This window comes from Streptomyces sp. NPDC057939, from assembly GCF_042887545.1.
Lineage (GTDB): Bacteria > Actinomycetota > Actinomycetes > Streptomycetales > Streptomycetaceae > Streptomyces.
Genome location: NZ_JBHVPG010000007.1, coordinates 191099 through 204355, shown reverse-complemented (window position 1 = coordinate 204355; position 13257 = coordinate 191099). Strand labels below are relative to the sequence as shown.

Annotated in this window: 12 protein-coding genes and 1 pseudogene; 7 read left to right on the top strand and 6 right to left on the bottom strand. The window is 72.6% G+C overall.

What is annotated here, in order from left to right; translation table 11 throughout:
• Positions 1–84 precede the first annotated feature (84 nt).
• Entirely contained in the window at positions 85–1494 is a 1410-nt protein-coding gene (gene lpdA, locus ACFVS6_RS11510) for a dihydrolipoyl dehydrogenase (RefSeq protein ID WP_389702842.1), read from the bottom strand.
• Positions 1495–1589: 95 nt separating this feature from the next.
• Here lpdA and ACFVS6_RS11505 point away from each other — a divergent pair, with 95 nt between their 5' ends.
• The 3 genes from ACFVS6_RS11505 (at position 1590) to ACFVS6_RS11495 (ending at position 3745) form a co-directional block, all read left to right on the top strand.
• Positions 1590–2513 (top strand): LysR family transcriptional regulator, encoded by a 924-nt coding sequence (locus tag ACFVS6_RS11505; RefSeq protein ID WP_389702840.1) that lies wholly within the window; start codon positions 1590–1592, stop codon positions 2511–2513.
• Positions 2514–2668: 155 nt separating this feature from the next.
• Complete coding sequence (locus ACFVS6_RS11500; protein ID WP_389702838.1) at positions 2669–3304, top strand: GNAT family N-acetyltransferase; 636 nt, start codon at positions 2669–2671, stop codon at positions 3302–3304.
• 75 nt (positions 3305–3379) lie between these two features.
• Positions 3380–3745: a hypothetical protein gene (locus tag ACFVS6_RS11495; protein WP_389702836.1), complete on the top strand. Its 366-nt coding sequence runs from the start codon at positions 3380–3382 to the stop codon at positions 3743–3745.
• Positions 3746–4110: 365 nt separating this feature from the next.
• On the opposite strand, the gene ACFVS6_RS11490 is transcribed toward ACFVS6_RS11495, so the two are convergent.
• Positions 4111–5313 (bottom strand): S8 family serine peptidase, encoded by a 1203-nt coding sequence (locus ACFVS6_RS11490; RefSeq protein ID WP_389702834.1) that lies wholly within the window; start codon positions 5311–5313, stop codon positions 4111–4113.
• A 172-nt stretch (positions 5314–5485) separates the two neighbouring features.
• Here ACFVS6_RS11490 and ACFVS6_RS11485 point away from each other — a divergent pair, with 172 nt between their 5' ends.
• Together ACFVS6_RS11485 and ACFVS6_RS11480 are read left to right on the top strand one after the other, a co-directional pair.
• A complete protein-coding gene (locus tag ACFVS6_RS11485; RefSeq protein WP_389702833.1) occupies positions 5486–5980 on the top strand; it encodes a hypothetical protein in 495 nt (164 codons plus the stop codon).
• A 231-nt stretch (positions 5981–6211) separates the two neighbouring features.
• Positions 6212–6682: a DIP1984 family protein gene (locus ACFVS6_RS11480; protein ID WP_389702831.1), complete on the top strand. Its 471-nt coding sequence runs from the start codon at positions 6212–6214 to the stop codon at positions 6680–6682.
• A gap of 278 nt (positions 6683–6960) precedes the next feature.
• Here the strand turns inward: ACFVS6_RS11480 and ACFVS6_RS11475 are convergent.
• A pseudogene (locus tag ACFVS6_RS11475) lies at positions 6961–7164 on the bottom strand (NUDIX hydrolase); the annotation flags it as partial.
• 121 nt (positions 7165–7285) lie between these two features.
• Between ACFVS6_RS11475 and ACFVS6_RS11470 the strand changes: the two are divergent.
• Positions 7286–7627 carry a hypothetical protein gene (locus ACFVS6_RS11470; protein ID WP_389702829.1) on the top strand — a complete coding sequence of 114 codons (342 nt, stop codon included), beginning with the start codon at positions 7286–7288 and terminating at the stop codon, positions 7625–7627.
• 73 nt (positions 7628–7700) lie between these two features.
• Here ACFVS6_RS11470 and ACFVS6_RS11465 read toward each other — a convergent pair whose 3' ends face one another.
• Positions 7701–8603 (bottom strand): RNA polymerase sigma-70 factor, encoded by a 903-nt coding sequence (locus ACFVS6_RS11465; protein WP_389702828.1) that lies wholly within the window; start codon positions 8601–8603, stop codon positions 7701–7703.
• A 191-nt stretch (positions 8604–8794) separates the two neighbouring features.
• On the opposite strand from ACFVS6_RS11465, the gene ACFVS6_RS11460 reads away from it, so the two are divergent.
• Positions 8795–9853, top strand: a complete 1059-nt coding sequence (locus ACFVS6_RS11460) for an NAD(P)/FAD-dependent oxidoreductase (RefSeq protein ID WP_389702826.1) — start codon at positions 8795–8797, stop codon at positions 9851–9853.
• A gap of 353 nt (positions 9854–10206) precedes the next feature.
• Here ACFVS6_RS11460 and ACFVS6_RS11455 read toward each other — a convergent pair whose 3' ends face one another.
• Both ACFVS6_RS11455 and trpS read right to left on the bottom strand, forming a co-directional pair.
• On the bottom strand, positions 10207–12039 hold the full coding sequence (locus ACFVS6_RS11455; RefSeq protein ID WP_389702824.1) for an FUSC family protein: 1833 nt from the start codon (positions 12037–12039) through the stop codon (positions 10207–10209).
• Positions 12039–13124, bottom strand: coding sequence for a tryptophan--tRNA ligase (gene trpS, locus ACFVS6_RS11450; RefSeq protein ID WP_389702822.1), 1086 nt, complete (start codon positions 13122–13124; stop codon positions 12039–12041). The genes ACFVS6_RS11455 and trpS overlap by 1 nt, the downstream gene beginning before the upstream one ends.
• Positions 13125–13257: the final 133 nt, after the last annotated feature.

The following is a 13257-nucleotide window of genomic DNA, read 5'->3' as shown; positions in this document are numbered from 1 at the left end:
GGGGATGGTCCCGCGAGTGGGCGGGACGGATCGCGGGCCGGGTGGATCACGGGCCGGATGGATCGCGGGCCGGTGGCGACCGGGTTACTGCTGGTGGAGACCCCGGCCCGCGAGGGTGAGGAACGCCTCCCCGACCGCCTCCGACAGCGTGGGATGGGCGTGGACGTGGTGTGCGACGTCCGCCGGCTCCGCCTCCCAGCCCACGATCAGCTGGCTCTCGGCGATCATCTCCGACACGTGCGGGCCGACCAGGTGCACGCCCAGTACCCGGCCGCCGCGCTCCGCGACCACCTTCACCATGCCGCCCTGCCCGTGCACCATCCCCTTGGCGACAGCGGTGAGCGGCATCGTGTTGACCACGACGTCGTACGACGCCTCGCGTGCCTGCGCCTCCGTCAGACCGACGGCGGCGGTCTGCGGGGACGAGTACGTGACCCGGGGCACGGCCGCGTAGTCCACCGGTACGCCCGCCGCTCCGGCCAGGGTCTCCGCCACCAGCATCCCCTCCGCGAAGGAGGCGTGGGCCAGTCCCAGCGACGGCGGGGGCAGCAGGTCGCCCACCACGTGCACCCCCGGGACGGCGGTCTCCAACCGCGACCAGTCGGCGGGCGCGACGAACCCCCGCTCGTCCGTGGTCAGTCCGGCCGCCTCCAGGCCGAGCCCGTCGGTGACCGGGACCCGACCCACCGCCACCAGCAGCCGCTCCGCCCGAAGCTCCCGCAGCTCCCCCCGGGAGGTCCGTACGGTGGCCCGCACATGTCCGTCGGAGACCTCCGCGCCCTCCAACCGGGCACCCGTCTGTACGTCGATGCCCCGCTTCTTCAACCCCCGGACCAGGTGCCGGGACACGTCCGCGTCCTCCAGCGGGACCAGCCGGTCCGCGGCCTCCACGAGGGTCACCTCGGCGCCCATCGACCGGTGGAACGAGGCGTACTCCACGCCGATCGCACCACCGCCCAGGACCAGGACCGAAGCCGGCAGCCCGGGGGCGAACAGTGCGTCGTCGCTGGTGACGACCGTCCGCCCGTCGGGCTCCAGCCCGGGCAGGGTGCGCGGCCTGGACCCGGTGGCGAGGACGATCCCCCGGGTGGCGGTGAACTCCCGGCCGTCCTCCGCCCGTACGGACCGGGGCCCGGTCAGCCGCACCCCGCAGCGCACCACCCGTACCCCGGCGTGTTCCAGATGCCCCTCCACGCCCTTGTGGTTGCGCCCGACGATGTCGTCCCGCGTCGCCGTCAGCGCCTGCCAGTCGACCGCCTCCACGTGCGCACGCACGCCCCACCGCTCCCGCGCCTCGGCTATCCCGTCGACGAGTTCGGCCGCGTGCAGCATCGCCTTGCTGGGGATGCAGCCGCGGTGCAGGCAGGTGCCGCCGACCTTGTCGCGTTCGGCGAGCAGGACGGTCAGTCCGAAGGCCGAGGCGCGCAGTGCGGTGCTGTAGCCACCGGTACCGCCGCCGATCACGATCACGTCCACGCTGTTGTCGTTGGTCATGTGCCAAGCCTGCGCCGGCCGTTGGCGGGAGTCCAAGGCAATGATCTTCTGGACTCCATGCACGCTCTCTATGGGGTTCTCTAGACTGGCCGATCATGAGCCTGCGTCAGATGGAGTACTTCCTCGCCGTCGTGGAGGAGTCCTCCTTCACCCGGGCCGCCGACACCCTTCACGTCACCCAGCCCGCCCTGTCCCATCAGGTCAAGGCATTGGAGAAGGCCGTGGGCGGTGCGCTCCTGGAACGCATGCCGCGCGGGGTGCGGCTCACCCCGATGGGCCGCGCCTTCCTCCCGCACGCCCAGCTCGCCGTCCGCAGCGCCCGCCAGGCGGAACGGGCCGCCCGAGCGGCCGCCGGAGTGGCCGGCGGCGAACTGCACATCGCCACGGTCCACGCGTTGGCCGTCGGCATCCTGCCGGGCATAGCCGCCCGGTGGCGGACCCTGCACCCGGGGGTGGCCCTGGTGCTGCGCGAGTACGGCTCGACGGAGGCACTGGAGGAACAGCTGGAGCGTGGCGTCGCGGACCTTGCCGTCGGCCCCGAACCCGCGAGCTGGCCCGGCCCGGTGCGGCGGATCGGACGCGAGGAATTGGTCCTCGTCGTCCCGTTCGACGACCCGCTCGCCGGACGGGGCGCGGTGGGCCTCGCCGAGCTGGCGGACCGCGACTGGATCCGCTGCGCCATGGAACCGGTCGTCGACGGGCAGCTCGTGATCGATCGGGCGTGCGGGGCCGTCGGATACACCCCGCGCACGGTGATGCGTACGGAACACACCTCCACGGCGGTACGGATGGCCGCCGCCGGGGTGGGCATCGTCGTGGCCCCCGCCCACATGGTCCGCGGGGCGGTCGGCGAGGACTGCGCCCTGCTCTCCCTCGAACCCTCGTGGCACCGCCCGCTGGCAGTCTTCTCCCGGGTCCCGCTGACCGGTGCGGCCGCGGCCTTCGCGCAACTGTTCACCGGGGTCCGGGCACTGCCCGACGCCTGCCCGGCGGTCGACGCCGCGCGATCGTCCGTGTAGGGCTCGAAGTGCGGGCCGGGGCGCGCGGTCGGTGGCAACGCCCGGGGGTGTCCACCGGTCCCCCGGGGGATGCGGATGATTTCCGTCGACCACCGTCACCCCGCATGTGTAACATCCCAATCTGCGTATCAGTCATTACTTGGAGGGGTGTTCCGATGTGGGAGATCGCGCGTGCGTGGGTCGAGGGATGGACCGTCTCGCGGAGGACACCGAAGCCGGTGGACGCGCCCTGGGGGCTGAGCATCCAGGTCGGGCTGCCCGCCCAGGCGGTTCGTCACGTCCTGCTCGATGACGCCGATGCCGGGACCGTCCGCGGGCTCGTCGGCGCGATCACCCGACCGACCACCTGCATCAAGGCCTTCCTGGAACCGGAGGCCATGGAACCGTGGTTCTCGCCGGAGTGGGAGCCCGCCGATCCCGGCTTCCTGATGGCCGTCGACCTGCGAACGTCCGCCGTGCGCGCGCCCGACGGCTACACCGTCACCACGGAGACCGTCGACGATGTCATGGACGTGCGCGTCCTGGCGGCCGACGGCGGGCTCGCCGCCCGCGGCCGGATCGGCCTGAACGGTGCCACCTGCGTCTTCGACCAGATCATCACCGAGGAGGCACACCAGCGCCGCGGCCTCGGGACGGTGGTCATGGGCGCACTCACCAACGCGGCCGTCGAGCACGGTGTGGTCACCGGCATCCTGGGCGCGACCGTCCCGGGCCGAGCCCTCTACGAAACGCTCGACTGGAAGGTCCTCGCGCCGCTCACCGGCTTCACCTACAGGCCCGCCGCTCCCTGAATCCCGCCGCGGGCAGGCTCGCGGTCGGACCGCATCGAGGACGCCGGAACCGGCGACGAGGGAGAGGTCGCACCGATGGGTGTGTACGTGTCGATCAGAGGGTGGTTGGAGTGCGACGGGACGCAACTCGTCGCCGTGCGAAGGATCGTCTCGTCCCATGAGGACGACCACTACTCCAACGGGTGGGGCGCACCGCGCCGGCAGGTCAATTGGACCAGCTACATGTTCTACGGCGCCGACATCCGTGAGTCGGCCCTGGACCGGTTCGAGGAGCAGATCAGGCAGATCGCTCGGATCCCGGCTTCCGACGAGGACGGGGACTTCGTGCAGGGGCTGTTCCTCGTCAGCCACGAAGTCGAGGGGACGAGCGAATGGCAGGTCCGCGACGGTGAGCTGTTCACCTCGCCCGCCGGCGCCCGACACCGTTACCTCGGCGGGTAGTCCACCCGTGCACGGAGTTCCGCCACGTGCGCCCCGGACTTCACCGCCGCCGGGTCGTCGCCGCCGGAAGCGCCGGCTGGTGTATGGTTGATCTTGAGCTCGCGGTCGCGGAAAACGACTGTCGGGTCAGGCGTTGGTGGTCCAAGGAAAGACACCCCACTTCCCGTGGGGGAATGCAGGTGCAAGGCCTGCCCAGCGCTCGATCAAGGTCCCGGCCTCCTTCTGGAGGCCGGGACCTTTTTGTTCCGACCGGGTCCCGGCTCGGCCGCCGGCACGCCGGCCCGCCACGTCGGGAGTGCGCCCCGACGCGCTCGGCGTCGAGGAGGACGCGGGTCCGTCGGGGCGCGGCGTCGGTGGGCCTGGGTCTACAGCCCGTTGGTGAAGAGGAGCTTGTTGGGGCTGGACTTGCCGATCTTGGACAGGACGTCCTTGGTCGACTCGCCTTCGAGGAACTCGTAGAGCTCGGCCGGGTCCGCCTTCGGGTGCGCGGCCTTGTAGAGGACGGCCACGCCCGCCACGTGCGGGGAGGCCATCGACGTGCCGTCGAGTGCGACGCTGCCGCCGCCGAGCTTCGCGGAGAGGACCTCCTCACCGGGTGCGTAGAGGGTGGTGCATTCGCCGTAGTTGGAGAAGGAGGTCTCCTCGTCGTACCGGTTGCTCGCCGCCACGGTCACCACGCGTTGGGCGGACGCGGGCGAGACCGCGCAGGCGTCCTTCGCGTCGTTGCCCGCCGCCACGACCGGCAGCACGCCCGCGTCGGAGAGCGCGGTCGCGGCGTCGTTCAACGCCTGCGACCGGTCCCCGCCCAGTGAACCGTTGAGGACGGCGGGCTGCTTGGCGTTCTTGGCCACCCAGTCGAAGCCCGCGATCATCCCGGAGTACGTGCCCCGGCCGTCACAGCCCAGGACGCGGACGCTGACGAGATTGGCCTTGCCCGCGACGCCGTACGTCCTGCCCGCGACCGTACCCGCGACGTGGGTGCCGTGGCCGTTGCAGTCCATGCCCTGGCGGCCGTCACCCATGGCGTCGAACCCGAAGACGGCACGGTCGCCGAATTCGGTGTGCTTGTAGTCGATACCGGTGTCGAGGATGTACGCGGTCACGCCCGCGCCATTGCCGTCGGTGGTGAAGTTGCCGTCGAGCGGCAGGTTCCGCTGGTCGATCCGGTCCAGCCCCCAGGCCGACGCCGGACCGCGGGGAGCGGATGTGCCGGCGGCGGTCACGGACTCGGGGGCCGCGAGCTTCGCGTCCTCCTCGACCGCCTTCACGCCGAGGCTGCTGCGCACGAGCGTCAGCTGCAGCGGGGTCAGGGGGACGGCGAAGCCGTTGAGTGCCTTGCTGTAGACGAACGTCGGCTTCAGACCGAGCTTCTGAGCGGCCTTGGCCGGGTCCACGAGCTTGTCGAGGGTCACGATGTACTGACCGGGCACCGGGTCCGCCGCCCGGATCAGCGGTGCGGGTTCCGGCTCGGGGGCCGAGGCGGAAGCGGTACCGGAGGCGAGGGGCCCGGTCAGGGCGACGGCGGCGGTGAGGGCACCGGCCAGAGCGAGCTTGCTGCGAGTGTTCACGGCGTGAGGCGATCATGCAGGAACGATCTTGCCCAAGGACCCTCCCCGGCGATTCGTCCCGGGGCGGAAGCATCGCCGCATTGAGCTCCGCCATCCAGACGCACCGCCCGGCCGTCCGCCGTGGCCGGACGAGGGTGAGTCCCCTCGGTGCTCGAACACGTACACTCCCGGCATGAAATGGGGGAGAGCGGCGATCGTTCCGGGGCTCGTACTGCTACTGAGCGGATGCGTGGCCAAGTACGACCCGCTCTTCGTCGGTGGTGACGTCTCGACACCGGTCATCGGCTGGCGGGACTGTCCCGGTTCCGAGCCCGACGGAGTCGCCGAAGTGGGGCTCTACGAGGGGGCGGACGAGGCCACCGCGGACTCCCCCGGCGAGCTGATCTGGCACATCAAAGCCACCCAGGGCAACCTCTCGAAGCGCATCTCCATCGGTGAAACGCCGGCCGGCTTCACGAGCCTTCTCCCCATGACCACCCAACTCGTCTCCGGGACCACGTACGCCGTCAGGACGAACATGTCCTCCGACGGCGGGGTATCCGGCTTCGTCACCTTTCGACCCGAGCAACTCGCAGCCGGACAACTGGTCTTCGGCGACGGCAACGAGGAATCGCCGGAGCAGTACCGGAGCCGTGACAACGAGGACTTCGGGTGCTTCGCGGCGTGACCGTCACCGACGAGCGGCGGGATCCGCCGGCCGCCGCGGGCCGAGCCGGCCTCGAAGTGACGTAGGGTGATCGGCGCACCGTAGCGCCGTGCCGGCGACGCGTCTCGCACGAAGCACGACGGTCCAAGCACGACGGTCCAAGCACGACGGACCGAGCGCGACGGACCAAGCACGGCGCACCACGTACTGCGCACGACCGATGAACGACACCAGGGGGAGGGGACCACCACGATGAAGCTCGGGGAAGCGCTGGCGGAGCGCGCGGAGGCGGCTCGCCGCGTCGAACAGCTGCGGGCCCGCATCGTGGCCAACGCCCGGCACCAGGAGGGCGAGACCCCTGCCGAGGATCCGGCCGCGCTGCTCGCCGAGGTGACCGCGACCCTCGACGCCCTGGAGTCCCTCATCCGGCGCGTCAACCGGACCAACGCAGCCGTCGACATGGGCGCCGACGGCACCCTCACCGACGCCCTCGCCCGCCGGGACACCCTGCGGCTGCGCCACTCCGTACTCACCTCGGCCGCCGACGCCGCCGCCGGTGGCGGCGAGCGCGGACACGGCCGGCAGTTGCGCTCCGAGCTGATGGTGCTCCCCGCGCTGCCCGTCGCCGAGCTCCGGGCCCGCGCCGACGACGCCGCCCGTGAGATCCGCGAGATCGACGTGCGCATCCAGCGCACCAACTGGGAGGCCGACCTCCTGGACTGAGACCGGCGGTGCGGAGCAGGTAGTCGCTCCGGAGGCGTGCACAACCGAGGGCCGGCGGTTACCGGCCCGACTGGCGCGCGGAGAGCAGCGCATCGGGTTCGAGTCCCGAAGTGACAGTGCAGCTCAGCAGCGTGACGAGTCACCGTGCATCGCGCACATCTCATCACCACGTGCAGATCCGGTCGCGACGAGGGCGGGTTCGGGGCATCCGCATCGCAGGACGGCGCCCGGTCCGGAGCTCAGGCTCCCGGACCGGGCGCCGTTTCTTGACCGCGCGGCGGAATGAGGGTCCGAACCGATTCGGCGGTCTCGCCGTCCGGTTCGGGTCGGAGCCGGCCGCCGGTGATGCGGACCTGGTAGTGGATTCCGACGTTGTGGTGTTCCGGTCCACCCGGCGCGGCGCGTTCGGCTGCGGGGATCACCCGGGAGTCCACGCCCAGCAGACGTTCGACCACCGCCTCGCAGCCGGTCTCCTCGGCGACCGCGGCGTGAGGTCGCGGTAAGCGTGGAGGGGTCGAACTGCCGCAGGACGTGAGAGAGACGAAAGGTCGGTCCCTCGTACGTTCGGGGTGTCAGACGGACACCCACTCCAAGGAGCACCTCATGAACACCGGAAAGCGCATCGCCGCCACTTGTGCCGCCGTCCTGCTCGCCACCCTGGCCCTGGGCGGGGCCGCCCACGCCGACAGCCAGGGCGGCGGCGCCGGCAAGGCCCCGTACGAGCGGACGGCCAAGGCCGCACCGGGTACGGACAGCACCGCGGCACAGAAGGTCCGGCCCGCCTCGGAGGACAACCCGCACAGCCGGACGGTCAAGGCGGCTCCGCGAACCGACCACGTACCGGCGGGCAAGGTGGCGCCCGCGTCGCAGGGCGGTTCGTACAGCGAGACGGTCGAGGCGGCCCCGGGCACCGCTCACGTGCCGGGGCACCCGGTCGGGAACTGATCCCCGCCGGGGGCGGGGGCCGCGCCCGGCCCCCGCCCCCGGCGCGTTCCCGATGAACCGGCGGCCCGGCCGCTCAACGACTCACGGCGGTCGCCCGTTCCACGCGCGTCAGCTTCTCGGGGTTGCGCACGGTGTAGAGGCCCGTGACGAGGCCGTCGTCGATCCGCACGGCCACGACCATGTCGATCTCCCCGTCGATCCGCACGACCAGAGCCGGGTGTCCGTTGATCCGCGTGGACTCCACCGTGGACACCGGGCCGAACACCGCGATGCCCGCGGCCAGCGCGCGGGCCACCTTGTCGGCCCCCACGACGGGCCGCGGCATGGCCTGCTTGATGCCACCGCCGTCGCTCAGGGCGACGACGTCCGGCGCGAGGAGGTCGAGCAGACCCTGCAGGTCACCCGTCTCGACCGCCCTTCGGAAGGCCCCGAGCGCGGCCCGCGACTCGGCAGCCGACACCTCGCCGCGTGGTCGGCGCGCCGCGACGTGGGCCCGCGCCCGGTGGGCGATCTGACGCACCGCGTCCCGGCTCTTGTCGACGGCCTCCGCGATCTCCTCGTACCCCAGGTCGAACACCTCCCGCAGCACGAACACCGCCCGCTCGGTCGGCGCGAGCGTCTCCAGCACCAGCATCATCGCCATCGACATGCTGTCCGCCAGCTCGACGTCCTCGGCCACATCGGGTGTGGTCAGCAGCGGCTCGGGCAGCCAGGGCCCCACGTACGACTCCTTGCGGCGGGCGAGCGTGCGCAACCGTCCGAGCGCCTGCCGGGTGGTGATCCGGACCAGGTAGGCACGCCGGTCCCGCACCACGTCGAGATCGACGCCGGCCCAGCGCAGCCAGGTCTCCTGAAGGACGTCCTCCGCGTCCACGGCCGACCCGAGCATCTCGTAGGCGATGGTGAACAGCAGCCTGCGGTGGGCGATGAACGTCTCGGTGGCGGCGTCGGGACGGCGGTCGACCTCATCACTCATGCGGTGTCTCCTGCTTCTCGTTCTGGTTTCGCGGTTCGCTGCTTCGTTCTCGACCCGGTCCTCACAGGACACCGGACCGACCCGGTCCGTGACACCGCGCCACTGTGACGCGTGACACCTCTCCGTGGGTGTCACGGAAGCCGTACCGCCGGCATCCCATGTCCGACCAGTCACCGAGGTGGGAGGCCGACATGAAGGTTGTAGTGATGGGTGCCGGATACGCGGGCATGTACGCGGCGAACCGGCTGGCGAAGAAGGTGAAGGGCGCCGAGATCACGGTGATCAACCCGCGCCCCGAATTCGTGGAGCGCGTACGCCTGCACCAACAGCTCGCGGGGACGGCCGCCGTGGCCACGCCCCTCACGTCGATGCTCCGCGACGGGATCACCGCGCGCGTCGCCACCGTCGACCGGATCGGCGACGGCAGGGTTCGACTCGACGACGGGACGAGCCTCGACTTCGACCACGCTTTCCTCGCCGTGGGCAGCACGGTCGTACCCATGCCGGGAACGATCCCCGTGGGAACGTGGGAGGGAGCGGAGCGGGCTCGCGCGGCACTCGCGGCGCTCCCCGCGGGCAGCACGGTCACGGTGATCGGGGGCGGCGCGACGGGCATCGAGACGGCGGCCGAGGTGGCCGAGGCCAGGCCGGACCTCCTGGTGCGGCTCGTGGGTTCGTCGGTCGCCGGCGTCTTCTCCCGACGCGCCCACCGGCGGGTCCGGGCCGGACTGGAACGGCTGGAGGTCGACATCGTGGACGACGGCGTCACGGAGGTCGCCGACCGAGCCGTACGCCTCCGGTCCGGTCCTGCCCTCGCCTCCGACCTGACCCTGTGGGCGATCGTGGCCGACGTCCCCGACCTCGCCGCGCGCAGCGGTCTGCGGGTCGACGCGGGCGGCCGTGCGGTCGTGGACGAGCACCTGCGCAGCGTCAGCGACGGACGGATCTTCGCGGTCGGCGACTGCGCGGCCGTACCCGGAGCCCGTTTCGCCTGCGCGCTCGCCGTACCGCAGGCCGCCCACGCGGTGGACACCCTGGTCCGCCTGACCGACGGCCGCACGCCCGAGGCCTACTCCCCGCGCTACGTCGCCCGGGCCGTCACCCTCGGACGGAAGGACGCGGTGGGCCAGTTCACCCGCCCCGACGACACCCTCCGGCGGGGGTACGTCACCGGGCGCACCGCGGTCGTGATCAAGGAGATGGCATCCCGGGGTGGGAAGTACGGCGCGCGTACGGGCACGGGCGGCTGAAGGCAGGACCCGCCCGCGCGGACGCGCACCGGTGCCCGTCGTCCGGCGGTGCGGGTGCCCCCGGCCGCGGTGGACGGACGGGTTGGCAGCGCGCTTCGTTCGGGGGAGCGGGAGGCCGGAGCTCGCTCTGTCATATGCCTACCGCCGACCGGTGTGATGGGTCTACGGTGACGGCTACCGGACCTCCCCGGCCGGGCGCCCTCCCGGCTTCCCCACGGGAGGGCTGCCCCGTGCCCGGGCTCCGACACGGGTGGTCCCCGCACCCGGGGCATCCGGGCCGCGGTCCCGGTCCGGAACCGCCGGGCGTGACGTCGACCGTCCGCGGGCCGTCCCACCCGGGGCCGACCGGCGGCTCAGCGCCTTCCTTTTCCGTGGGTCGGGGTCGCGCGCAGGCTCGCGGCGCGTCGGCGGAGGTGGGCGGCGAGGTCGCGCTCGGTGTCCGCTCGCGCGACGGTTGCCCCACGCCGGCCGGTGGCGCCTGCGCCGGTGGCCGTGGCCGTGGTGAGGTGGGCCATGACCCCTTCCGCGTGGGCGAGTTCGGTCCGCCAGGCGTCCAGGGCGCCTTGGTGGCGCGGGTCGGTGCGCAGGCGTTCCAGTTCGGTGCGGACGGCGGCAAGGTCCGCGTGGGCGCGGCGGCGCAGGGCGTGCGGCAGTTCGGCGTCACCGCTGGGGTCGGCGGTGTGCTCCGCGTAGGCGGCCATGGCGTCATGGGCCCCCGCCAGCCGCTCGGTGACGCGGGAGCGGGTGTCCTCCGGCCAGAGGACATGGCCGCAGACGAGGGCGACGACGCAGCCGATCACGGTGTCGAGCAGGCGGGCCACGGGTACGGCGGAGCCCGCCAGGCCCAGGGGGTCGGCGAGGAGCAGCATCACGGGGGTGAGGAAGAGGGTTTGCAGGGCGTAGTTGCGGCGGCCGTACGCCTGGAGGAGGCCGGTCAGGACGATCATGGCGCCGATGCGCCACCAGCCCGTGGGAAGGACGGCGATCGCGGCGAGGCCGATCAGGACTCCGGCGATGGTGCCGACCGTGCGCGTCACGAGCCGGGCCGGCACGGTGCCCAGGCCCGGCCGCACCACCAGGGCGACGGTCAGCACCAGCCATCCCGAGCGCGGCAGGCCGCTGAACGAGGCGATGACCTGGGCGGTGGTCAGGCACAGCATCAACCGCAGGGCGTAGCGGCGGGCCGCCGGATCACGGACCCGGCCGACCACCGCGGCGGCGGGACGGCGCAACGGTGTCCGGCGCGGCGGCAGGAGGCGCGGGCGGCCACCGGCCTGCGGGTCGGCGGGCGCGGCGAGCGCGGCCACGGCGGCGCGGAGGGCGAGGGCGGCCCGGGCTCGCGGGGGCGGCGGCAGGGCGACCGGTCCCGCGGTCCCCGCCTCCACGGAGTCGGCGACGGCGCGCACGGCATCCGCGTACCCGCCGGACACCTCCTCCGCGGGGACGCGGAGGACCGCGGGAGCAGCGGCGACGACCTCGACCAGGCGGTCCAGCCGGCCGACCAGGCAGGCCGCGGCACTGCCCGGGCGGGGTGCGCGGAGGCGACGTACGACCACGGTGTCGTAGGCGGCGTCCATGGCCCCGGTCACCCGATGGCGGCGCTCGCCCCACGTGTCCTCGGTCGCCCCGAGAAGGTCGGCGACGGCCCGGAACGCACCCGCGACGGCCCTCCGCTCCGCCCGCCCGGGATGGCGCAGCGCGTCGGCCAGTGAGAGCAGCACCAGCGGGACACCGCCCAGCAGGAACAGCAGCGGCACCTCCCACCAGGGCGGCGCGGTGGGCAGCCCCAGGCCCATGGCGGTGGCGAGCAGCAGCACCAGGGCAGCCATGTCACTGACACGGCCGACGGTCGACATCAGCCCCGAGACCAGGGCGACGAAGCAGACCAACAGGATTTGCGCCCACGCCCGGCCGTCGGTGAGTCGACCCAGGGCCAGGCCGACCGCGCCGGCGAACTGCGGGAGCAGCAGGGTCAGGGCACGGGTCCGCAGGGGGGCGGCCGAATCGTCGACGGCCGCGCCGTAGGCGCCGAGGGCGGCCGCCGCGCCGAGGTCGGGCCGCCCCGTCATCTGCCCGAGCGCCGACGGCAGCAGCATTCCCAGCATCCCGCGCACGACCAGGGAGCGGTCCACCGGTACGGCCCGGATCTCCATGGAGTGCCGCAACCACGCGGGGAAGCCGCGCATCAGTACGCCGTTCCCATGGCGGCCCGTACCTCGTCCAGGGTGGCCTCGGCGACCGCGTTCGCCCGCTCGTTCCCGGCCCGCAGCACCTCGCGTACGTAACCCGGCTCCGCGGCCAGCTCCGCGCGGCGCGCCCTCAGCGGTGCGAACCGGTCGTTGACCGCCTCGGCGACCACCTTCTTCAGCTGCGCCGCCCCGCCGTCGCCGATCTCCTCCGCGACCGTCCGGGGGTCCCGCTCCTGACAGAGGGCGGCGAGCAGGACGAGGCCGGCGACCTCCGGACGGCCGACCGGGTCGTAGGTGATGTGGCGGTACGCGTCCGTCCTCGCGCTCCTGATCAGGCGAGTTGTCTCGTCGGCCGTCGCCGACAGGTTGACGGAGTTGCCGCGCGACTTGCTCATCTTGGTGCCGTCGGTGCCGAGCAGCAGTGGGGCAGCGGACAACAGGGCGTGCGGCTCGGGGAACAGGGGGCCCGACGTGCCGTAGCGGTCGTTGAAGCGCCGGGCGATGGTGCGGGTGACCTCCAGGTGCGGGAGCTGATCCTGACCGACGGGCACCAGGTCGGCCTTGCAGAAGAGGATGTCGGCGGCCTGGTGCACCGGATAGGTGAACATCAGCCCGCTGACGGCGGCCTGCCGGGAGTGGGCGATCTCGTCCTTGACGGTCGGGTTCCGGCGCAACTCGGCCACCGAGACCAGCGACAGGAACGGCAGCAGCAACTGGTTGAGGGCGGGCAGGGCGCTGTGCGTGAAGACCGTGGACCGCTCCGGGTCGATCCCGGCGGCCAGGTAATCGAGGACGAGGTCCTCGACGTGCTCGGCGAGCCGCTCGGCCACGTCGCGATCGGTCAGCACCTGGTAGTCCGCCACCAGCACGAACGTGTCCACCCCGGCGTCCTGGAGCCGGACGCGGCCCTGCAGCGTGCCGAAGTAGTGCCCCAGGTGCAGCGGCCCGGTCGGCCGGTCGCCGGTCAGCACCCGGAAGCGGCCCGGATCCTCGGCGATCAGGCCTTCCAACTCGGCGCTGCGCCGCCGCGCCGCCGACAGGTCGGGGGCCGGGGACGTCGTCGGGGCCTGCGTGCTGCTCATGGGCTTCTCCTGCTGGGTCGTCGCAACGGGCGGAGGACACACCGGCGCCTACACCAGAGGCAGACCAGATGGTTCAGGTATACGCCCGAAAATGCCGCATTTCCATCGAATTCGTTCGTAACGGGTCGATCGG

Bases quoted from the DNA above. Each gene is read 5' to 3' on its own strand.
- ACFVS6_RS11460 (WP_389702826.1), top strand. From the start codon at position 8,795: ATGAAGGTTGTAGTGATGGGTGCCGGATACGCGGGCATGTACGCGGCG.
- ACFVS6_RS11455 (WP_389702824.1), bottom strand. From the start codon at position 12,039: ATGCGCGGCTTCCCCGCGTGGTTGCGGCACTCCATGGAGATCCGGGCC.
- ACFVS6_RS11470 (WP_389702829.1), top strand. From the start codon at position 7,286: ATGAACACCGGAAAGCGCATCGCCGCCACTTGTGCCGCCGTCCTGCTC.
- trpS (WP_389702822.1), bottom strand. From the start codon at position 13,124: ATGAGCAGCACGCAGGCCCCGACGACGTCCCCGGCCCCCGACCTGTCG.
- ACFVS6_RS11465 (WP_389702828.1), bottom strand. From the start codon at position 8,603: ATGAGTGATGAGGTCGACCGCCGTCCCGACGCCGCCACCGAGACGTTC.
- ACFVS6_RS11500 (WP_389702838.1), top strand. From the start codon at position 2,669: ATGTGGGAGATCGCGCGTGCGTGGGTCGAGGGATGGACCGTCTCGCGG.
- ACFVS6_RS11495 (WP_389702836.1), top strand. From the start codon at position 3,380: ATGGGTGTGTACGTGTCGATCAGAGGGTGGTTGGAGTGCGACGGGACG.
- ACFVS6_RS11485 (WP_389702833.1), top strand. From the start codon at position 5,486: ATGAAATGGGGGAGAGCGGCGATCGTTCCGGGGCTCGTACTGCTACTG.
- ACFVS6_RS11505 (WP_389702840.1), top strand. From the start codon at position 1,590: ATGAGCCTGCGTCAGATGGAGTACTTCCTCGCCGTCGTGGAGGAGTCC.
- lpdA (WP_389702842.1), bottom strand. From the start codon at position 1,494: ATGACCAACGACAACAGCGTGGACGTGATCGTGATCGGCGGCGGTACC.
- ACFVS6_RS11480 (WP_389702831.1), top strand. From the start codon at position 6,212: ATGAAGCTCGGGGAAGCGCTGGCGGAGCGCGCGGAGGCGGCTCGCCGC.